Genomic DNA, 21,375 nt, shown 5'->3' on the forward strand with positions numbered 1-21,375 from the left:
AATGCGGGCCAACGAGCGGCGCGCTAGGTGTCGGCCAGGAAGTCTACGGCCTCGTGACAAAACGCGCGGTCAGGCCAAAGCAACCAGCTCGTCGAGGAGCAAGCGGGCACTCGTCACGTCAACGGTTCCGAAGCCCTCTGTGAAGCGGGTATAGATCGATGACAGCAGCTCGTGCGCCTCGCGGCCGCGCCCCTGCTTGCGCCACAATCGAGCAAGGCTCGTCGCGGCTCTCAGCTCCCAGGAAAGTGCGCCTTGCTTTCGCGCCAGGTCCAGTGAGGTGCGGAAGCGAGCCTCAGCTGTCGCAACGTCCGAGGATGCCTCTTTCAGGATACCTTCGCCCTCGATGCGGAGGATCTCCGGGCCACACCAGTGCGCAGGACGCGCAATGGCGCCGACGCCTGCGCCGAACTGTTCTTGGCACGACGTGGTTATCATTTCGCGATGTACCGCGCTGAACAGGGGATCGCGCTGCAAATCGAGCAGGCGACCGGCCGGCTCTTCCATTCCGCCTTCTCGTAGCCGCAGCGCCGCGTCGAAGCAGTGTCCCCAAAAAAGCCAGTAAGACAACGAATGCCGTGCCGCGTGATCAAGGAGCATCGTGACAAAGCGGTTCGCAGCCTGCATGTTGCCTACCCACAGAGCAACCGGGCAGGCGCAAAACAGCGCGAAGCAGAGCGAGAGAACATGGTCAGACGAAAGTCCTTCTGCGACAGCCTCACGCGCTGTGCACAAAGCCTGGTCCGGGAAACCCTGTAGCCAGAGAATCTGACTGAGTACGCCGCGCGCAGCAACGCGATGATCGAGCTGATAGGCATCATTACCGAACGACGATCCGTTCATAACGCGCTGATTCAGCACGCACTCTGCGTGACGTCGAGCGATGGTTTGGTTCCCGGCCAAATGATGCGTCAGAGCCAGCAGACGCTCGCTCATGACGACGGCTTCATCACCCAAGTCCCGTGCACGTTGCCGCGTTTTTTCTGAGATCGCCACCGCCGAAATGTAGTCTCCAGCGGCGACGTGTGCCATTCCAAGGCCCCACAGTGCACGCCACCGCGTGACGGCTTCGTCGTGCAGATCGGCGATCTCGAGGGCTCTCGAAAAGACATCCGTCATTTCGACCGACGGGCCCTTCGTATGCATGAGCGTATAGCCAAGCATTGCGTTTAGCTTCATTTCCAGCTCGGGATCCAGAGCCAGCGTGGTCCCGAAGGCCAGCCGCAAGTATTCGAGACGCCTCCTGTACTCGTCCACGATGGAGAGCTGAAACCAGATGGGTGCAGAAACAACTGTGAGTTTTGCACCAATTGCCGCGTTTCCGTTTGGTGACAAACTCCAGTCGAGCGCGGCGCGGACGTCATCGATGGTCCGGCCGAACCTCGCCAGCCAAGCTGCGGTACTGGTGCTTGGCGCCCGCGCTCTTTCGCAAACCGTACAGAAAAACTCCGCGTGCCGTTGGCTTACCACGACGCTCTCGCCGGCGGACCTGAGCTTTTCGAGCGCATAGACGCGGGTGGTATCGAGCAGACGGAACAGGACCTGCTCGCCTGTGACGTCCATTGTGATCAGCGATTTTGCCCCCAGACTGGTGACCGCGTGGAACAGGTCGAGGGCGCTGATTTCTCCATCGCTGACCACCGCGCGGGTCGATTCGAGATCGAAACTACCTGGAAAGACGGAAATCCGGCGTAGGATGATCTGCTCGGCATTGGAGAGCAGGCCGTAGCTCCAATCGAGCATCGCACGGAGCGTCTGGTGCCTTGGCAAGGCCGTACGCCGTCCCTTGGTCAGCAGTTGAAGGCGATCCTCGAGCCGCGTGGCCAGCCCGCGAAGTCCGAACGCCTCAAGCCGCGCGGCCGCCAGCTCGATCGCCAATGGAATGCCATCCAGGCGGCGACACAGATCGGCTACGATGGGTACATCCGCATCATCGAGCTTGAAGTTATCAAGGCTCGCCATTGCGCGCTCGGTGAACAGTTGGATCGCCGAAAACGTGAGAGCCTCGGCAGCGCTAAGGTTAGCTGATGGCGATGGGACCAAGAGCGGCCCCAGACGATACACCCATTCCCCTTCCGCCAGCAGCGGCTCGCGGCTGGTCGCAAGGATGTGGACGCCCGGCGACGCCCTGAGCAAGCTTTCCGCAAGTTGCGCTGCGGCGGTGACGACATGCTCGCAGTTGTCCAGGACGATCAGCATGCGCCTGTTCGCAAGGAACGCTGCCAATGCGACCGTAGGATCGCCGGAATAGACCGCGAGCCCGAGCGCAGAAGCAAGAGCAGCAGGAACGAGCGAGTGATCCGTGATGGTCGCGAGATCGACGAAGCAGGCGCCGTCCTCATACGAATCGAAATGACGATCAGCCGTGGCAACCGCAACGGTGGTCTTGCCGATGCCGCCAGCTCCTACGATGGTCACAAGGCGCTGCTGCGGCAGTAGTTCCGCAAGAGCGATAACGGCATCGCTACGGCCGATCATGCGCGAAAATAGTGCAGGCAGCTTGGCGTGCCGCTCGGCCTCGAGCCGCGCGAATCCCTCGGATTGGCTGTCATCCAAACGGGTTAACGGCGCGACGAAGCGATAGCCGCGACCGCTGACGTTCTCCACATAGCGGGCACCGCTTTCGCCGCCTAGAACCTTGCGAAGTGCAGCGACGTGAACCCTGAGCGCCGCCTCGTCCACGACCGTATTCGGCCAGACGCGCGCGATGAGCTCCTCCTTGCCAACAACCTCGCCGGCGCGTTCGACCAGGGCGAACAAAATCTCAAGCGCGCGTTTGCCGAGGCGAAGTGGCCGGGTGCCCTCGAGCAGCACTCGTTGGACCTGAAGCAGGCGAAATGGGCCGAAGGCCAGCACCTGCGTGCTAGGCACGTGTCCATCGCCCGACATCTATGCGCATCGCCTCATCGACATGTCCCAAGGGTGTAGATGGTAGCCGATTGGGTGAACAGGTCTCGCGGTATCGAAGGATAACTTCATCGATTCTTCATCCTGCGCGGCCGCCGATAGATCCTCAATAGCCTAACGTCCGCGATCCACGGGACCGGTAGCCCGATCTCGAATGGTTGCCCTGGATTGCCGGAATGCGTGTAGGACGACATCAAGGCCGCGAAGCCAAAGCAGGACTGTATTGAGGACCACGTATTTCGTAGTCCGCCCGTCGCGCCTTGGCAACACGGCTGCGAAACGTAAATGTATAGCTCGGCCACAGTGCAGAATTGCGTCCGGTTCCGTCGAGATACCAGCTCTTGCAGCCTCCCGTTGTCCATACGGTTCCACGCATCTGACGATCTATCCACGACGTAAAGCGTGCCTGAGCATCCGCACGCGGCTCGACGATCATGCGACCACTCCGATCGGCATATCGTATTGCACTCAGTGCATGTTCAACCTGGGTTTCGATCATGAGGATGACCGACGTGTGTGCCAAGCCAACGTTCGGACCGTTCAGCAAGAACAAGTTCGGGAATCCATGCACCGTGGTGCCAGCAAACGTCTTCGGACTGCCGGCCCAGGCATTCGCCAGAGATTGTCCTTCCGTGCCGAAAATGTAGTGGGCGTACGGAGGATCCTTGACGTTGAAGCCGGTGGCACAAATGATGATATCTACCTTGCGTTCGATACCGTCGTCTCCGACAATACCTTGCGGCGTCACACCTGTTGCTTCCGCTGCGATGAGTTCGACGTTCGGGCGCGTAAGCGTCGGATAGTAATCATTGGAGAACAATATCCGCTTGCAACCCTGCGTGTAGTTCGGCGTGAGCTTTTCACGCAGTCTCGGATCACTGATCGCGCCGTGCATGTGCTTGATCGTATGGCGTTGCCCCATACGCATGACTATCGGATGACGAAACGCAAAAGCCAATATTTCGTGCCGGACATAGAGCTTGCCGCGCTCCAGTTGTAGCCGCCGCGGATGCCGTCGATACTCCTCTTGCTTGTGCTTGCTGATAGGAGCGTCGTGACGCGGCATCACCCATGGAGCCGATCGTTGAAAAATATGCAGTCTGGCTACAATTGGTTGGATTTTTGGAATCAACTGGACCGCCGATGCTCCGGTGCCGATGACGGCGACGCTCTTGCCGCTCAAGTCTGCGTCTTCGGGCCAGGCGCCTGAGTGTAAGACTTGCCCTCGAAAGCTCTCCAAATCTCGCAGATTTGGTATCGACGGATTGCTCAAACTGCCCGCCGCGACAAAAACGAATCGAGCCTTGTAGCTTCCCTGACTGGTGTCGATGGACCATTCGCCCGCCGACTCGACCCAAGTCATCCGCCTCACTTCAGTCGAAAAATTGATGCGCGAGAGCACGCCCGCCTCCTGCGCGCGACGTCTGAGATAAGCAAGGATTTCCGGCTGCGCCGAGAATTCATGGCTCCAGTTCGGGTTTGGGGCAAAGGACAGTGAGTACAGATGAGATTCTACGTCACAAGCGCAGCCCGGATACCGATTGTCGCGCCAGACGCCACCCAGATCGGCTGCTCGCTCCAATACGATAAAATCGTCGTCACCCGATTGCTTTATTCGAATCGCGGCCGCCAATCCGGCGAAGCCCGAACCTACGATCGCGAATTTAAAGCGACGGCTCGGTTGGCCGTCTCTTCGAGAAGGCGTCTGTAACATGCTGGCTCCTGCAAGACACCGCGACCTTGATCGACGGAACGTTTGTTGACCGCCAGCAACGCTAGGGTTAAAGCGCGCTTTAGGGTCAAGTTCTGCACGCCAATGCGGTGTCACAACATGATGATCGGAGAACTAGCAGCACGCAGCGGAGTGTCGCCCTCGTGCATCCGCTTCTATGAGGCAAACGGCCTGCTCCCAGGCGCGCACCGCCGCGCTAACGGCTATCGCGAGTTCAAGCCGCAAAGCCTGCAAATTTTGGAAATTATTCGCTGCGCTCAACAGGCGGGCTTCACGCTGGAAGAAATACGCACTCTGCTTCCGACCAACTTGGAAACGGGGACTTGGGCGCGCGATAAGATGCTTGACACTCTCAGGTGCAAGATCTCAGGAATCGAGGCTCTGCAGCAACAACTGGAGAAGAACAAGGCTCAACTGCTGGCCATCGTCGACGTCGTTGAAAACAGGCCAAACGACATGACTTGCCTGGCCAATATGGGGCGGGTTGTCACAATTCTGCGAGGATGATACTCGCTGTTTTGCCGGGATCGTGATCGGCGCTCGTTGCCCCCGCACGCATGAATTTGGCAAGCCCATCACGCACGCGCGTTGCGAAAGACCCCGTTGAAGCTGGCTATGAATTGCTCAAGCGGCAGCGGCGACTGCTGTAGCTTCATCTGCAGGAGCGCCCCTTCCCAACTGCTCACAATCGTCGCTGCCAGGGCCGGAAGGTCAACGCCATCCTTGATCTGACCCGCTTGCAACGACGCCGCCAGGAAGGACAAAACATCCGTTTCGAACAAACGCAATCCCGATCGGACCGCCTGAATGATCAGCGGCAGATCTTGTCCCCCGACCTCCCCTGCGAGATTGCCGAGCAGGCAGCCGCGCCGAAAGCGTGTCTTGCGCCGCGCTTCAAGCCGGCTTCGGAAATACGATTGAAAGCGATCAAGCGCACTTTCGCGATCAGGCCAAGGGCCAAGCAGGTTTTCGACCCGTCGGGCATGCGCTTGACTGACATACGCCTCGATTGCGGCAACGACGATGTCGTCTTTGGTGGGAAAATAGTAAAACACCGACCCGCGAGGTACGCCAGCATGTCTGGCAATCTCGGCGATGGTGGACGCGCCATATCCGAAATCCCAGACATATTCGAGCGCCGCCACGACAAGACGATCTCGCATCGCAGCACCATGTTCGCGCATGGTCGGCGGTGCTTCGAGGCCCCTCTTTGCTCGTGCTTCTTGTTTCACTTTCGCCATAGCCGCCTTATCGCATGAAGGCCGTCAAGTGGGCAACTTGGAGCGCACGCGCCATCGCCAGCCTGTCACTTGCTCCTTTCCTAGTGATGACGGAATTGCAGACGTCTGCCGCCCGCGTCCCGGCACCGTCAGATAAGTCAAGATCATACCTATCAGCGCGACTGCGGCCAGCGCATAAAAGCCGGACTGGAATGAGCCGGACTGATCTTTTGTCCATCCGACAATAACAGGACCGAGCAAGCCGCCGCAGTAGCCGATCGCGTTAATGAACGCGACGCCACCGGCCGCGGCCGAGCCGCTCAAGAAGGTGGGCGGGATCGCCCAGAGACAGGGAGCGACTGCCGAATAGCCGATAGCGGCAAGGCTCAGGAAGAACACCGCGCTCGGCAAACTGTCATTATGGGCCATCCCCAGAAACCCGACGATGATTGCGAGAAAGGCGACGACGAGATGCCAGCGCCGCTCGCGCATGCGGTCCGAACTGCGCGCCCACAGCAGCATCACCAAGGCACCGACGGTGGAGGGAATTGCAATCGCGACCACAGATGCTAGCGACTGGCTTTGTTCGATCATCTGAGGAAGGAAAAATGTTACGCCGTAAAGGCAGATCGTACGCAGCAGCCAAATCGCGCTCAGACCGAGGACACGCCCATCCGTCACAGCCTGAAGAAACGTCTTGCGGCCGTGAGCAGCTTGCTTGACTTCCGCATCGAGCTTGGCGCGCAGCCATTGCTTTTCATCTGCGCTCAGCCAGGACGCCTTCTCTGGACTATCGACCAGGAAGAAGAACACGATAACGCCGAGGACGGCGGCAGGAATGCCCTCAGCGATAAACAACCACTGCCATCCGTGCAGGCCGAGAAAACCGTCCATCGCCAGGAATGGCGCGGACACGATCGCGCCAAGACCATTGCTCAGTGGAACAGCGAGGAGAAAGGCCGCCGTCATCCGGCCACGATACTCGTTGGGGAACCAATGCGCCATGAACACAATGATGCCCGGAAAGAATCCGGCCTCCGCCGCGCCAAGCAGGAAGCGCAGCACGATCAGGCTGGTTGGCCCGCTCGCCAATGCCGTAAGCGCGGACAGAATCCCCCAGGTAATCATGATGCGTGCGATCCAGCGTCTTGCTCCGAAGCGCACTAGCATCAAGTTGCTGGGGACCTCGCACACCGTGTATGTCAGAAAGAAGATGCCAGCCGCCCAACCATAGAGTGTGGCATTCAGCGCCAAGTCTTTGGACATGGTCGGCGCCGCGAAGCTGATGTTGACCCGGTCGAGGCTCGCCACAATGTAGCAAAGCGTCAAGAACGGTACGAAGCGGCGCGCTGCCTTCGCGACAGCGCGCCTTCCTTGATCTGTATCCACCCCGTCACTCCTTGTTTTTGAATCCGTAGCCAGCCGCGCCCTCGGCATTCGCCGCCTGTTCGCGACCGGCTGAAGTCGTGCTTTCGCTATGCGTCGAGCAGATGCGCGAACTGCGCGGCCCAGGCTGCTTCCTCCCCTGGCGCAGGCAGGCGCGCCCCGCTTTCCATCACATTTTCAAAGGAGGTTTCGATGAAGGCGACCATGATGTTGACGACCAGGACGTTGGTGATCCGGTGCAGCATGGCGGTATAGGATTTCAGCATCTCATGTCGCTGCTCGGCCGATCGGCCGGCACGGATCCGGGCATGAAGACGGACCGCAGTGGAGGGCTTCCGGTTTTGAAAGACGTTGCTGGGATCGACTTCCTCGAATTGAACCTGGATGAAATACGAAAGCGCACCTGTCGCCTCGCAATGGATCCGTGTGATCTCGTCTGCGATCTCCTGCTTGATGGCTTGAGTGAAAAGCCCCGTCGGTCCGAGGCAATGATAGAAGGGCATTGAAAGCTCCTTTAGTTAGGTAACTGACTTTGCTGATTTTGGGACTTCGGCCCGCCATCAACAATGTCAGGCCTCCGCTTCCCCGGGCGCCCAGTCGGCAACCCATTGACCGTCTCGATAGATCTCGTCACCGACATGAGGGGTGAACTCAATCAGGACGGAGTTGCGTGGGACGTCGAGTGTTTCGACACAGATGTCGACTATGCGTCGCGCCAGTTCGAGGCGCCATTCGCTCGGACGGCCTTTTCGAAACTCGACAAGCACCATCGTGATAGGCTCCAGGCCGCCGCCTCGCGCAAGATGGAACAGATTGTCTTCACCGAGCTCCGCGATGCCAACGTTGGGCCGCCAAAGCTGCGTCTTCATCACCTCTGCATAGAGGCGGCAAAGCTTTTCAGCGAGGGCCCGCTTTGTTCCAGACGGAAGGTTTTGAGGAATATCCAAATGAAGGTAAGGCATCAATCGGGACCCTGTAATCTGGCTCAGGCAAGCGAGAGGCTCCCATGAACCCGTTATAGTTAGTTAGCTGACTATATGTAGGCCTATTTTGCGTAGGGCGTCAACTCGGTCATCGCGTGGGATCTATCGATCTCGGTCTTTCTGCCCGATCACAGGTGCTTTGACGTCAGACGTCGAAGAACACGGTCTCGTTGTCGCCCTGCAGGTGGATGTCGAGCGCGTAGGTCGGATTCGACGCCGCCTTCCTGGCGATCAAAGTGGCGCGGCGGTCGGCCGGCACCAGCGCCAGCACGGGGTCGGCGGCATTGGCCGCTTCATCGTCGAAATAGATCCGCGTGTAGAGATGCAGCAGCATGCCGCGCGCATACACCGCGAGCAGAATGTGCGGCGCCTGCGGCGTGCCGTCCGGATCGGGCACCGGCCCGGGCTTGATGGTATCGAAGCAATAGCCGCCCTTGGCATCGGTGCCGACGCGGCCGAAGCCCTTGAACGAACTGTTGGGCAGCGCGCGGGCATCCTGCGGATCGGAGAACCGGCCCTGCGCGTCGGCCTGCCAGATCTCCAGCATGCAGTCCGGCACCGGCACGCCGTCGCCGTCATAAACGATACCCTCGACGCGGATGCGCTCGCCGGAAACATCCGGCGTGATCAGGTTGTTGGTGAAGGCATCGTTCCATGCGTATTCGCCGTTCGGCGTCAGGCCGTATTTGAAATACGGACCGACCGTCTGCGATGGCGTGATGCCGTCCGGCCGCTGCTGGCTCACGATTTATTCTCCATCGGCGTCGCGTTCCTGCCGCGCAGGACAATGTTGAAGCGGTAGCACAGCGCCCATTCCGGCTGGGTGTTCTCGAGATCGAACGAGGAGATCATCCGCGCGCGCGCCTTCTCATCCGTCACCGCGTTGAAGATCGGGTCGAACGGAAACAGGGGATCGCCCGGAAAATACATCTGCGTCACCAGGCGCGAGATGAAGGCATGGCCGAACACCGAGAAATGGATGTGGGCCGGGCGCCAGGCGTTGTGGTGATTGCCCCAGGGATAGGCGCCGGGCTTGACGGTGACGAACCGGTAATAGCCGCTCGCATCGGTCCGCGCGCGGCCGGCGCCGGTGAAGTTCGGATCGAGCGGCGCCGGATGCTGGTCGACCACATGGACGTAGCGGCCGCAGGCATTGGCCTGCCACAACTCCACCAGCGCGTTCGGCACGCCGCGGCCGTCCTCGTCGAACACATGGCCGTGCACGATGATGCGTTCGCCGAGCGGCTCGCCCTTGTGCTGGATCGTGAGGTCGTTGTCGTTCTCGCGCACCGTCTCGTGGCCGTAGACCGGGCCGGTCAGTTCGGAGAGCGTTTGCCGGATCGGGATCAGCGGCTTCTGCGGCGCGCGCTTGATCGTCGAGCGATAGCCCAGCGACAGCCGCGGCGGATGCGAAGCATTGCTGGCAAGCGGGTAGACAAAATTCATGTTCGGCTCCTTGAAGCTTGCTGACCTCTTACAACGCTGACTCCGCGCGATTTATTTCGATTGTACTTGATAGCAAAGTGCAATCGTGTAGACGCTATTGGCGGTTCTAGAACGGCAAAAGTCCCGGAGAACGATATTGAATTCCAGTTCATTCGACCTTTCCTCCCCCGAGCTCGCCCTCGAGAACCGGATGTTCTACCGCTTCTCCCTTTTGGTTGGTCGCCACGTACGACACTTCACGACGAAGCATCTCAAGAAGTACAAATTGTCTACTCAGGGATGGCTCATCCTGACCGTCATCGGAAGGTTCGCGCCCTTGTCGCCATCGGATCTCGCCGACCACACCTCGGTCGGGCGCGACAAGATCTCTCGGATTGTCGATCAACTCGTCGAGCATGGTTTCGTTTCCCGTCGGACCGACGAAGCAGACCGACGCCGCGTGGTTTTGAACCTGCTCGCCAAGGGACGACGCGTGTGCGACGAATTGGAACTCCTTGCGCGCCAAATCGAAGTAGACGTGCTGGACAGCATGTCGAAGGACGAAAGAGTCATGTTGCGAAAACTGCTCTCCAAGATCGAAGACGCGACCGCCCGCACCCTCGCCGACTGATCGTGTGCGCTTATTCTGATTGCCGTGTGATCTGGTAGTTCTGCGCGTCAAGCACTCGCGTCAGCAGAAAGAATTTCAGGGTCGGAGACGGCCAGTTGTTGACCAGCTTTCCCGACGCTGATTTGAACCAATTGTTGCAACTGCTCATCCAGGCGTAGCGTTGCGCACGATGCTGGATCATCTCGTTGAATCTCCGCATCGGCTCGCGTTTGACTTCGAAGACGAGTTCGTCCCGCAGGATTCGTTTCACGAATTTGATAACGTAGTTGACTTGGCATTCGATCATGAAAATCGCGGAACTCGGCACCGTGGTGTTCGGTCCGTAGATCATGAACAAATTCGGAAAGCCGGGAACGCTGCTGCCGCGATAGGCTTCCGCCCCGTCTTTCCAGATGTCGTGAAGGCGCTTGTTGTCGCGTCCGACAATCTCCATAGGAAGAAGAAATTCGGTGGATTTGAATCCAGTGCAATAGATTATGGCGTCGACAGGATGCTTCCCACCGTCTTTGGTGACGATTGCAGTGGGCGTGACGCGTTCGATTCCTTCCGCCGTCACCTTGACGTTGTCCTGGGCGAGCGCAGGATACCATTCGTTCGAGAGCAATATCCGCTTGCATCCAAGCGGATAGTCCGGCGTCACAGTTTTCCTTAGCGCCGGATCTTTGATCTTTGCGATGATGGCGCGTGCCGTTACTTCCATGGCCTTGTTCAGCTTGGTGCCGGCGATCACCTTGTCGTGGCCACGCTCGTAGGACCAATAAAGCTTTGCCCGCGAAGCGCGTGCCAAGAGCGGCAACCACTTGAAGCGCCACTTCTCGCTATCGGAATAGGCCCGATCGGGCTTTGGCATTACCCATGGCGGCGACCTCTGAAACACGGTGAGGCGCGCCGCGATCTTCGCAACATGAGGAACGACCTGAATGGCGCTTGCGCCTGCTCCGATGACAGCGACCGACTTGCCCTCCAGTTCAACGTGATGATCCCATCGGGCTGAATGAAAGTGAGGGCCCGAGAACGTTTCGATCCCTGAGAGTTTCGGCACTGCGGGCCGGTTCAATTGACCGACGGCTGTGAGAACGACGGATGTCTTGATGACCTTGCCGGTGGCCGTTGTCACGATCCAACGGGAAGTGGTTTCGTCGAATCCAAGCCGAACCACCTCGGTGTCGCAAAGAATGTGGCGCCGCAAACCATATTTCTCGACGCAGCGTTCGAGATAGTCCCTGATCTCTGCCTGAGGGGCGAACACCTTGCTCCACTGCGTGTTCATCTCGAAGGAAAACGAGTAAAGGAACGACGGGACGTCGCAGGCAGCGCCCGGATAGGTGTTGTCCCTCCAGACACCGCCAATCTTGGATTCCCGTTCCAGGATGAGGAATGATTTGACGCCCGCGCGCTTGAGCGCAACCGAGGTCGCGATGCCCCCCGGACCGGCCCCGATCACGACAGCGTCCACCGTCGTGGCCTGACTATCCAGTTCAAGACTGGTCAACGCACTGCCTTCCACGACCGATTTCCTCCCCCCGCGGATTGGTTCCACTTTCTGTCTTTGCCTTGCGAGTTTATGAGCGAAATACTATAATTGCAATATGCAATTACTTGGATCGCCATCACGGCGGAATTGCGCAAGTGAAAGCCTGCGTCGTCGGACCGAAGACGCGACGGCAAGAACGCAAGGGGAGAACGCGCGGGATGACCGAGACCTGGGAGCTCACGATCGAGGCCGTCAAGCCTGAAGCGGAGGACGTCAAATCCTTCGTCCTGGGCGATCCAGCGGGAAGACCGCTGCCGGCCTGGACTCCGGGTTCGCATATTGACGTCGTGACGCCGGAAGGGCTGACGGCGCAGTATTCACTCTGCGGCGGAGTGCGGGACAGACATTGGCGTATTGCCGCGCTCCTGAAGCGGGACGGCAAGGGCGTCTCGCGATATCTTCATGAGAAAGTGCAGGCTGGCGATATCCTCAGGGCATCCTCGCCGCGCAACCATTTCAGACTTGCCACCTCCAGATCATATGTCTTCATCGCGGGCGGCATCGGCATTACGCCTATCCTGCCCATGATCGCGGAGGTCTCGTTGCGGGGCTTGCCGTGGCGGCTTTTCTACGGTGGGCGCCAGCGAACGAGCATGGCCTTCCTTGCAGAGCTGGTCCGATATGGCGACCGGGTCCAGGTGTTGCCTGAGAGCGAGCATGGTCTGCTGCCATTGCCGGAGCTGATCGGGACATCCGACACGCAAGATGGAATCTATTGCTGCGGGCCTGAGCCGCTCATTCGCGCCGTCGAAGCACTGGCGCACAACCGCGGATTGCCGAAGCCGCACGTCGAGCGCTTCAATCCCACGGATACGGCGCATCATGCCAACGACGGCGGATTCGAGGTTGAGTTGGCGAAGACCGGCCAGATCATTCCGGTCACGGCTCAGCAAACGATCCTCGAAGCTCTCGAACAACATGGCATTTGCCCTCCCGCCTCGTGCCGCGAAGGTGTGTGCGGAACCTGCGAGGCTGCCGTCCTCGCCGGCCAGATCGATCACCGGGACTCCGTCTTGACGGACGACGAAAGAGAGGTTGGGAGATCGATGATGATCTGTGTGTCGCGGGCAAGGTCCGCCAAGCTGAAGCTCGATCTCTGATGCGGAGGACCGGCGACTGTCGTGGACAGCCCCGCCCCGCTTCTTCGCATCATTCGAAACGTTTGGAGCGTCTCACGCCACCTTCGATTTGACGTGGCCGACGAACAGATGGCGGTGCTTGAGATCGGGATCACGCTCCAGTTCGTCGAACGTGCCTTGAAAGCAGATTTGGCCGCGGTCGAGCACGAAGACGACGTCGGAAACGCTCCGTGCAAACTCGATATTCTGCTCGGCCAGCAGAATGGTCAGGCCCGCCTGCCTGAGACGACGGATATCATCTCCGAGCGAACGAATGACAAGCGGCGCCAGTCCTTCGGACGGCTCGTCAAGCAGCAGTAGGCTCGGCCCTCCCATCAGCGCACGCCCGACGCTGAGCAATTGCTGTTCGCCGCCGCTCAGCGTCCCGGCGGCCTGCCTGCGGCGCTCGGCCAGAATTGGAAACAGATCGTAGATTCCAGCAAGGTCCATCGGCTGCGGCCCGCAGGGTCGGGTCACGCGAAGGTTTTCCTCCACGCTCAAATTGGGAAAGATGGCGCGATCTTCCGGCACGTAGCCGATTCCGGATCTTGCCACGCGATCCGGCGTCCTCCCGACGATCGATTCGTTGCCGAACCTGATTTCTCCGGCCGATGGCCGGAGAAATCCCATGATCGACCGCATCACCGTGCTCTTGCCGGCGCCGTTGCGTCCAAGGAGACAGCCGGATACGCCTTTCGGAAGGCCGAATGAGACATCGGTCAGGACATCGCCCTGACCGTATCCGACGCGCAAAGCCGAAATATCAAGCAACGGCGGCTCCTCCGAGATAGACTTCCTGGACCTTCGCATTGCTCTGGATCGCGTCCGGGGTATCATCGGCAATAAGTCGTCCGCGATACATGACCGCGATCCGATCCGCGACCGAGAATACGATGTCCATGTCGTGCTCGATCAATAACGCGGTCATCGCACGCATCTGCATCGTCGCCTGGATGAGCTCGATAAGAGGTCCACGCTCTACGAGAGGAACGCCGCATGTCGGCTCGTCCAGAAGGATGAGCTCGGGTTCGGCCGCAAGCGCCATCGCAAGTTCCAGCCGCCTGCGATCGCCATAAGCGAGCTCTTGTACCGACTTGTCCAATTGGTCCTGCAGCTTGACGGCCGACGCCATCCGCTCGACCTCATCGGAGAACAGACCTTTCGAGGCCGTCAGCATGTCCCAGCTCTTGCGGCGGAATGAAATCACGGAGAGCCTGATGTTCTCCCGAACACTCGCGCCAGCAAACACGTTGTTGATCTGGAAGGTACGGCTGAGGCCTCCCCTGCAAAGGAGGTCGGGGCGCACATGGGTGGTGTCTCGCCCCTTGAACATGATACGGCCGCTATCGCTTCGGACGCCGCCGCTGATCAGGTTGAACAGTGTGGTTTTCCCGGCGCCATTCGGTCCGATGATGGCCATGAACTCGCCTCGACGGACCTCGAATCCAACTTGATCGACCACCGTTCGGCTACCGAACCGCTTCGAGATGTTCTCGACAAGGAGAAGGGTATCGTCGTTCATTTCCGCCACCTCGAATCGATCCGCGCGACGAGCGAAAGCAGGCCTCCAGGGAGGGAAAGCGCGACGACGATGATCACAATGCCGAGACAGCTCAGCCAATAGTCCGTCAGATGCGGCAATCCATAGGTCAGGATCTTGAACGTGATGGCGCCGACGATCGGCCCGAAAAACCACTGCGTTCCGCCGAGCACGACCGCGACAAGCGCATCGGCCGACGTGATGAAGCTTGCCGAACTCGGAAACATGCCGCGATGGAATATCGCCTGGCCCACGCCCGCCAGTGCCGCGAAGCTCGCCGCGAGCACGAACGCTGCGAGTCGAAACAGACGGACCGGAACGCCGATGAACGCCGCTCGCAGCGGATTGTCTCGAATGGCGGTCAGCGTATGTCCGAAAGCCGAACGGGCGATGGTAAAAAGCAGCGCCGTACAGCTCGCCACAATGACGAACGCAACCATGTAGAACGTTCGCGCGTCCTGCAGTCCTGGCACGCCGGCAATTCCGATCAGGCCGTCATCGCCGCCGGTCATCGAATGCCACTTCCAGATCACGATGTAGACGAGCTGGCCAAGCGCGAGCGTCAGCATGATGAAGTAGGCGTGGCTGACGCGGATGATCAAGAGCCCGATCACCAAAGCCAGGAGCACGCTCGCGGCAATCGCAAGGACGGCTGCGGCGGCTGCACCCCCCACGCCGGTCCACCCATATTTCACCTGCAAGACGCCGAAGACATAACCTCCCGTCGCAAAAAATGCGGCGTGACACATCGACACCATGCCCGACTGCCCAACGACGAGGTTCAAGCTCAGCGCGAACAGAGCGAAAATCAGGATATCCGTCGCCTGGACCAGCAAGGTCTCGCGGCCGAAAACGCCAATGGCAAGTCCTGCCGCCAGTACCAACACGGTCCCGACATGGCGCAGCCTCGCGGGAGAACTCGCAGGCAATATCACCTCGGAAGTACTTGTCATCAGCTAAGCTTTCCGAACAATCCGGCCGGCCGCACCAGCAGAACGACGGCCATCAGAATGAATACGAATGCGATGGTGAATTGTGGCACGATCAAAATGCCGAACGCCTTGACCATTCCGATCAGCAAAGCCGCCGCCAGCGCGCCCCATATGCTGCCGAGGCCACCGATGACGACGACCGCAAATGCGTCTACGGACGCATCGAGATCAGATCCGGGATTCGCGCCGGCGAGCGGCAGAATCAGCACGCCCGCCAAGCCGACGAGCCAGGTGGACAGGCCAAACACGGACGTAAACATCCAGCGAGCGTTGACCCCGAGCCCGAGCGCCGCATCGCGATTTGCCGCGGTGGCCCGGACCAGCAAGCCCCACGGCGTCCGATTGACCAGGAACCAGACAAGCACCGAGACCAGAGCGCCAGTGCCGATAATGAAGAGGTAATAGCCCGGAATGTAAGCGCCCATCACAGCGACCGGCTCGGAGAACCAGGATGGCGTATCGATGGACCGCGACTCCAGGCCCCAGACACCGCGCACGAGATCGGCGGCGAGGAAGATAAGCCCGATCGACGGGAGAATCTGGACCAGCACGTCGGCCTTGTAGAGGTGCCGGAAGATTAGCACCTCAACCAGAATCCCGATGATCGCGATCATCAGCGGAACCACCAGCAACGCTACAAGGAAGCCGGCGTCGCTGTTGGACGAGAGTTTCTCGGTGATCGAGTAGGCCAGGAACATCGCAAGCATGAAGAACGATCCATGCGCGATATTCAGAAGATGGCAGACGCCATAGATGATTGACAGGCCGGCGGCGAGCAGGAACAGAATCGCCGCCGATTGCAATCCGCTCATGAACTGCAGCCAGAGCATCGAGGTCTCCAAAGGTCAGGTAAGCGAATATTGTCAGTTCATTTGGTCGGACTGGAGCGCAGCTTGGCAACTTCTTCCGCCGAGGGAAGAAATTCCGCCGACTCGACGAAACCAATATTGCTCATGCCGGCGCGGTCATCCTTGGCGTCCCATGCCAGATTACCCGTCCACACCCCTTGCGTGCTCTGATGATCGAAGGGGCGGACTGTGATCCGGCCGGCAGCCGGCGACTCAATGTCCAGGCCTTCGGCCGCCATGATGAACGCCTCCCGGTCCAGTTTCCCGGCCTTTTCGATCGCTTTGGCGACGAACTTCATCGTCGTGTATCCAGCGGCCGATTCCGACATCGGCATCGCGTTCCAGCGCTCTTTGTAGGACTTGAAGAACGCCATGTTGGACGGTGTATCGACCGGCGGATATGGATAGTCGCCTGCTGTGAATATGTTGCCCGGAATATCCTTCTCTCGCACGCCGGCGGCGTTGGCCGGGTTGCCCATCGAAGCGTGCGCGCCGAGCACGATCTTGAACAGGCCAAAGCTCTTGGCCTGCGCAAGGAAAGCGCGCGCGCTCGGTCCAACCAGGCCGCTGAACAGCACGACTTCGGGTCCTTTCGACATGATCGCGGTGATGTAGGAGGCGAAATCCGTGGTACCGAGCGGCACCCAGAATTCGCAACCGTCCAACACGCTTACATCGGGTGCACCCTCGCGAATGACCGCCAGTGTGCTGCGGTTCAGGTCGCGCGCAAACTCATAGTCGTTGTTAATTGTACAGTACTTGCGCAACGGCTTCTTGGCCAATTCACGGGCCAACGGCGTGTAAAAGCCGCGCACGTTCATCGCCAACCGGAAAAAATATCTATGCCCGGCATCTTCGGTGAGGAAGCGGCCGTAGCCGCCTGTCGTGAAGAACGGGACCTTGTTCTCTTTCGCAAGCGTGCTTGCGGCTGCGGACTCCGCGCTTGCAACGGCGCCTATCACCAGGAATGCGCCTTGCGCGGTCTGCTCGCGGAACAGACGCCCGGCGTCTTCGGGCTTGGAATTGGTGTCGGCAAGCATCAGTTCGATCTGCTTGCCCTTGATGCCGCCGGACTTGTTGATCTCGTCGGCTGCCAGCCGAATGCCCTGCTCCCCGGCTGTCCCGTAGAGCGCGAAAACGCCGGTCCGCGACGTGATCACCCCGATCTTAATGGCGTCCTCGGCGCGCACTCCGGCGACGGTTGCGCAGAGACTTGTCAAACCGGCGACGAGCAATCCAGCAAAGCGAATCGACGACAGCCCACCGCGGCCACGCCCCGATTGCCGTGAACTTGCGATACTCATTATATCTCCTCCAAGCGACACACTCGGTTGTAGCCGAACGCCTTTCGGCGCTTCCCCCTGGATCCGGCGTCAATTCTCGATTTTTCTTTGGCCGGGCCGCCATCGAGAAGGCTAAGCGAAGCTCTCTCGACCGCACTATTTTCATTTCACGCGTGGCGCGACCCCGCGTGATCTTTGATCACTCTCTCGGTACCCGACTAGCTATCGGATAACTCAAGCTGCTTCACGACCGAATTCCAGGCGTTGGTCTTGATACGCTGGTTCGGATCACGAAACACGTTCATCGGGTCCTCGCCAAGCTCCACTTTCTTGACCTGCTCTGCGAGTAATCGACGCAGGCGAACGACGCCAACGTCGGACCCCGCAAGTCGCTCAAGCGCGTGGATCGCAATCGGTCGTTGGCTTTCTTGCGCCTCAAGATCGTCCGGGCGAAGCTGCCGTTCGCGATAGCTACGCGCTGTCTCATGACCCGGTCGGATATCCGAAATCGTATCCGTGCCCGGCCGCCAATCAGGCTTCAATTTGCCGTTCTCGAGCGGCCACGCCACGATGCTGAGCGCCATGACGTGCTCATTGTCGATCGGCACCACCCAGGTGACGTCGGAGCAACGATCTTCTTCGATGAGTTCGACGCCCTTTTCCCGAATGTTTGGGATGAGCGCGATGTTGGGAACGACACATTCCGAGCAGCGGACCAGGCTGTTTCCGTTTGGCAGCGCCTTCGTCATCTTGTAGCGCACACCGAGAGTCGTCGGCTCGAACGAGATCTCGCCTCTTCCCTGCATCATCGCGCTTTCGAACTGGTCGCCGCTGATCGCCTGATGCAGCACCAGCACGTGCCAGGGATCGACGACGTTCTCGTAGTGCTGCAGCCAGTTGCAGTCCCGCACATAGCCAATGGCGTAGTCGCCCCAGATGCGCGCCCCGCGCAGTTGAACGTTGCCTTTCGACGTGTCCAGCACGTCGAACTGCGGCAGCAAAGGCTGCTTGTCCGGCGGACCCATGTAGACAAACACCAGGCCGCCGAATTCCTTAACGGGATAGCCAGGCTGTTCGACGCTCATGCGTTCGCAGGTGCCCGCCGCCTCGCAGGGCATTTCGAGAACGCGCCCTTCCGGCGAATAGAGCCAGCCATGGTAGCAGCAGCGAATGCCGCTCTTCTCGATACGACCGTATTCAAGCGACGAGCCACGATGAGCGCAGTGAGGGTCAAGGCAGCCGACTTCACCGTCGCCGGTACGAAAAACCACCAGGTCCTCGCAAAGGATCCGGACTTTCTTTGGTACGTCCGTCAGCTCTTCCGAAAGGCAAACGGGCTGCCAGTATCGACGCAGGACTTCCCCCATGGGTGAGCCTGCTTCGACGTGCGTCAGTTCGATCCGTGGCGCGGGTACAGTTCGCCCGTAAGCACTCTTCATAGCGTCCTCCACTGATATTCCGCCCGTTCCGGCGTTCGCGGCCGTCAGGGGCCTGCGCATCCTCTTCACGCTAGCGCATTTGATTGTCAATTGCAATTATTGTGTTTCGCGCATACTATTTTGCTCGGGATGGAAACCGGCATGAAACAAAATGCTCCGCGTCGCGCCGCAATGTCGCAGGCGGCCATTGTGATCGCGGAATTTTTTGGTACCTGCCTCTGGTTCAGCGCGACCGCGGTGGCTCCGGAAATCGCTGAATCGTTGGGCCGAGGAACAGCCGAGCCTCTCGATCTTTCGTCCGCCGTTCAAATCGGTTTTGTCACCGGGACCTTGTTGATCGGCTTGACCGGATTTGGCGACCGCTTTCGCGCCAGTCGAATCTTTGCACTTTCGGCGCTATTCGGAGCCGCGGCCAACGCCGCCATCGCGATACTTCCGATGAGCCTTGTTTCGATGCAGCTGTGCCGGTTTGCGACCGGCGTAGCCTTGGCCGGCATTTACCCGATCGGCATGAAGCTCGTCGTCAGTTGGAATCCGGACTCGGCCGGCCGCGTTCTGAGCTGGCTTGTTGCCATGCTGACGCTTGGGACCGCGTTTCCACACCTGATCCGCTATCTGGATCCGGGTTACGAATGGCATTTCACGATCATCGTCGCTTCCCTCCTTGCCTGCGCCGCGGCACTGATCATTCTCACAACAGGAGATGGTCCAGCGGCGCAATGTGGGCGCCCAATGCAGATCGATGTTCCGGCCGCGCTCCGGGAGTTCAAGCGTCCGAAGCTGCGCGCCGCCGCGCTCGGCTATCTCGGGCACATGTGGGAGCTCTACGCTTTCTGGGCATTGGTTCCCTTGCTTGCCGCCGCCGCAGTGGCATCGTCCTCAGGTCGAATACCGCTGATTTCATTCCTGATCATTTCGGCCGGAGCATTGGGTTGTGTGATTGGTGGGTTCATCGGCAGGAGGACTGGAGGGCGCCTGGTGGCGATGGCCGCCCTCCTGGGCTCGGCGGCCGTTTGCATATTCTTTCCCGCAATACAAACTTCACCTGCACTGCTGCTCGCGTTATTCGTATGGGGCTTTTTCGTTATCCCAGATTCGCCTCAGCTCTCCTCGCTCGCCGTGATGGCTTGCAAGGGCGACCAAGTCGCAAGCACCCTCGCCCTGTTGAATGGCACGGGATTTCTCCTGACCGTTATTTCGATCCAGCTGTCGCTCGCGTGCTGGCCTTTGATAGGAGCGCACGTAACGTGGCTGTTGGCTCCCGGTCCGGTGGTCGGTTTCGTGTCCTTGAGGTACTACTATGAAAGTGCTTGCGAACAATATTCACAAGCTTCACGGACCAGTTAAATCTCCCACGGCGCGAAACCCGGATTGCTCTGTTTGGACCTTCCCGTTCACCCAAGTTGATCCTGCTTTCGCCGGTCGGGGCTGATGGCGTAGCTTGCAACGCGACAGATTGGCGGACAGATAGCTGATATACTGGGCACGCTCGAACAGAGCGAAATCGCACTGCTGCCGATCATTGTTTCCAGAACTGTGAGCTCCGATGGTTTCCTTCGACGAATCCTTTCGCCGGCAACTGCGCGAACTGTTCGTGTGGCGCCGCGACGTCCGGCGGTTTCGTCTTGATCCGCTCCCGGACGGCGCCATCGAGCGGCTCATCGAGATCGCCTGCCTGTCCCCTTCGGTCGGCCTGAGCCAGCCTTGGCGCTTCGTCATTGTCGAGGACAAGACCAGACGCCAGGCCGTGATCGAAGACTTCAAGTCCTGCAATGCTGATGCCTTGCAGTCCTATTCGGGCGAACGCGCAGCCCAATATGCAGCCCTCAAGCTCTCGGGCCTCGAAGAGGCGCCGGGACACCTGGCCGTGTTCGCGGAAACGGCAGGCAACATGGGTCATGGCCTCGGGCGTGCAACCATGCCGGCAACCGTCGAATATTCCGTGGTCGCGGCGATCTGCTCGATGTGGCTCGCCGCGCGTGCAGAGGGCATCGGGTTTGGCTGGGTATCGATCCTGAATCCAGCCAGTATCCACGAGATACTTGAAGTGCCCGAGTCCTGGAAATTCATCGGCTACTTCTGCGTCGGGTACCCCCAGGCAGAGTTCGATCGACCCGAACTTGAGCGGGCCGACTGGGAATATCGGCGAGCGTCGAAGGAGTTTTCGATGCGGCGCTAGCGGCCACACCGGCTCATCCGGTCCGTGCGAAAACGCCTTGCTTTGCGGCGATTCCCCGGAGCTGCTTGAGCGGCCCGAGACATAGGTGACAGGTCGTACCGGACACATGGGTTACACTTTTCGCTTTTTTGGGGCGGGAGGTGTGGATGCCGTGGAGAGCG

The 21,375-nt window shown here is 59.6% G+C and carries 20 protein-coding genes; 5 read left to right on the forward strand and 15 right to left on the reverse strand.

Annotation, left to right across the window (positions count from 1 at the left end; genetic code table 11):
- Positions 1-69 precede the first annotated feature (69 nt).
- The gene (locus K288_RS0123010; protein ID WP_210164435.1) at positions 70-2,868 is read right to left on the reverse strand and encodes a winged helix-turn-helix domain-containing protein; all 2,799 of its coding nucleotides are present in this window, start codon (positions 2,866-2,868) and stop codon (positions 70-72) included.
- Positions 2,869-3,097: 229 nt separating this feature from the next.
- Positions 3,098-4,618, reverse strand: coding sequence for an NAD(P)/FAD-dependent oxidoreductase (locus K288_RS46305; RefSeq protein ID WP_051334677.1), 1,521 nt, complete (start codon positions 4,616-4,618; stop codon positions 3,098-3,100).
- 45 nt (positions 4,619-4,663) lie between these two features.
- On the opposite strand from K288_RS46305, the gene K288_RS0123020 reads away from it, so the two are divergent.
- A complete protein-coding gene (locus K288_RS0123020; RefSeq protein ID WP_210164436.1) occupies positions 4,664-5,143 on the forward strand; it encodes a MerR family transcriptional regulator in 480 nt (159 codons plus the stop codon).
- Positions 5,144-5,211: 68 nt separating this feature from the next.
- On the opposite strand, the gene K288_RS0123025 is transcribed toward K288_RS0123020, so the two are convergent.
- The 6 genes from K288_RS0123025 to pcaH form a co-directional block, all read right to left on the reverse strand.
- Complete coding sequence (locus tag K288_RS0123025; RefSeq protein ID WP_027581684.1) at positions 5,212-5,877, reverse strand: TetR/AcrR family transcriptional regulator; 666 nt, start codon at positions 5,875-5,877, stop codon at positions 5,212-5,214.
- Between the two features lie 24 nt (positions 5,878-5,901).
- A complete protein-coding gene (locus K288_RS46310) occupies positions 5,902-7,245 on the reverse strand; it encodes an MFS transporter (RefSeq protein WP_064737350.1) in 1,344 nt (447 codons plus the stop codon).
- An 86-nt stretch (positions 7,246-7,331) separates the two neighbouring features.
- Positions 7,332-7,745: a tautomerase family protein gene (locus tag K288_RS0123035; RefSeq protein WP_027581685.1), complete on the reverse strand. Its 414-nt coding sequence runs from the start codon at positions 7,743-7,745 to the stop codon at positions 7,332-7,334.
- Between the two features lie 66 nt (positions 7,746-7,811).
- Positions 7,812-8,204, reverse strand: coding sequence for a hypothetical protein (locus tag K288_RS0123040; protein WP_152535639.1), 393 nt, complete (start codon positions 8,202-8,204; stop codon positions 7,812-7,814).
- 166 nt (positions 8,205-8,370) lie between these two features.
- Entirely contained in the window at positions 8,371-8,970 is a 600-nt protein-coding gene (pcaG, locus tag K288_RS0123045) for a protocatechuate 3,4-dioxygenase subunit alpha (protein WP_027581687.1), read from the reverse strand.
- A complete protein-coding gene (gene pcaH, locus K288_RS0123050) occupies positions 8,967-9,671 on the reverse strand; it encodes a protocatechuate 3,4-dioxygenase subunit beta (RefSeq protein WP_027581688.1) in 705 nt (234 codons plus the stop codon). The genes pcaG and pcaH overlap by 4 nt, the downstream gene beginning before the upstream one ends.
- Before the next feature lie 190 nt (positions 9,672-9,861).
- On the opposite strand from pcaH, the gene K288_RS0123055 reads away from it, so the two are divergent.
- On the forward strand, positions 9,862-10,281 hold the full coding sequence (locus K288_RS0123055; RefSeq protein WP_152535640.1) for a MarR family transcriptional regulator: 420 nt from the start codon (positions 9,862-9,864) through the stop codon (positions 10,279-10,281).
- 10 nt (positions 10,282-10,291) lie between these two features.
- Here the strand turns inward: K288_RS0123055 and K288_RS46315 are convergent, their stop codons facing one another.
- Complete coding sequence (locus tag K288_RS46315; protein ID WP_201449710.1) at positions 10,292-11,773, reverse strand: NAD(P)/FAD-dependent oxidoreductase; 1,482 nt, start codon at positions 11,771-11,773, stop codon at positions 10,292-10,294.
- Between the two features lie 200 nt (positions 11,774-11,973).
- Between K288_RS46315 and K288_RS0123065 the strand changes: the two genes are divergently transcribed.
- Entirely contained in the window at positions 11,974-12,915 is a 942-nt protein-coding gene (locus K288_RS0123065) for a PDR/VanB family oxidoreductase (RefSeq protein WP_027581690.1), read from the forward strand.
- A 72-nt stretch (positions 12,916-12,987) separates the two neighbouring features.
- On the opposite strand, the gene K288_RS0123070 is transcribed toward K288_RS0123065, so the two are convergent.
- The 6 genes from K288_RS0123070 to K288_RS0123095 all read right to left on the reverse strand — a co-directional run bounded on the left by K288_RS0123070 (position 12,988) and on the right by K288_RS0123095 (position 19,095).
- A complete protein-coding gene (locus tag K288_RS0123070) occupies positions 12,988-13,704 on the reverse strand; it encodes an ABC transporter ATP-binding protein (protein WP_027581691.1) in 717 nt (238 codons plus the stop codon).
- On the reverse strand, positions 13,697-14,455 hold the full coding sequence (locus K288_RS0123075) for an ABC transporter ATP-binding protein (protein ID WP_027581692.1): 759 nt from the start codon (positions 14,453-14,455) through the stop codon (positions 13,697-13,699). Before K288_RS0123075 ends, K288_RS0123070 begins: the two co-directional genes overlap by 8 nt.
- Positions 14,452-15,426 (reverse strand): branched-chain amino acid ABC transporter permease, encoded by a 975-nt coding sequence (locus tag K288_RS46320; protein ID WP_051334680.1) that lies wholly within the window; start codon positions 15,424-15,426, stop codon positions 14,452-14,454. Before K288_RS46320 ends, K288_RS0123075 begins: the two co-directional genes overlap by 4 nt.
- Complete coding sequence (locus K288_RS0123085; protein ID WP_152535641.1) at positions 15,426-16,295, reverse strand: branched-chain amino acid ABC transporter permease; 870 nt, start codon at positions 16,293-16,295, stop codon at positions 15,426-15,428. The genes K288_RS46320 and K288_RS0123085 overlap by 1 nt, the downstream gene beginning before the upstream one ends.
- Positions 16,296-16,333: 38 nt before the next feature.
- Positions 16,334-17,617: an ABC transporter substrate-binding protein gene (locus tag K288_RS0123090; protein WP_084799706.1), complete on the reverse strand. Its 1,284-nt coding sequence runs from the start codon at positions 17,615-17,617 to the stop codon at positions 16,334-16,336.
- Positions 17,618-17,814: 197 nt separating this feature from the next.
- Positions 17,815-19,095 carry a Rieske 2Fe-2S domain-containing protein gene (locus K288_RS0123095; RefSeq protein ID WP_084799707.1) on the reverse strand — a complete coding sequence of 427 codons (1,281 nt, stop codon included), beginning with the start codon at positions 19,093-19,095 and terminating at the stop codon, positions 17,815-17,817.
- A gap of 81 nt (positions 19,096-19,176) precedes the next feature.
- Between K288_RS0123095 and K288_RS0123100 the strand changes: the two genes are divergently transcribed.
- Together K288_RS0123100 and bluB are read left to right on the forward strand one after the other, a co-directional pair.
- Positions 19,177-20,382: an MFS transporter gene (locus K288_RS0123100; protein ID WP_201449711.1), complete on the forward strand. Its 1,206-nt coding sequence runs from the start codon at positions 19,177-19,179 to the stop codon at positions 20,380-20,382.
- A gap of 199 nt (positions 20,383-20,581) precedes the next feature.
- Positions 20,582-21,214: a 5,6-dimethylbenzimidazole synthase gene (gene bluB / locus K288_RS0123105; RefSeq protein WP_027581697.1), complete on the forward strand. Its 633-nt coding sequence runs from the start codon at positions 20,582-20,584 to the stop codon at positions 21,212-21,214.
- Positions 21,215-21,375: the final 161 nt, after the last annotated feature.

The organism is Bradyrhizobium sp. Ai1a-2 (assembly GCF_000426245.1).
In the GTDB taxonomy this organism is placed as follows: Bacteria; Pseudomonadota; Alphaproteobacteria; order Rhizobiales; family Xanthobacteraceae; genus Bradyrhizobium.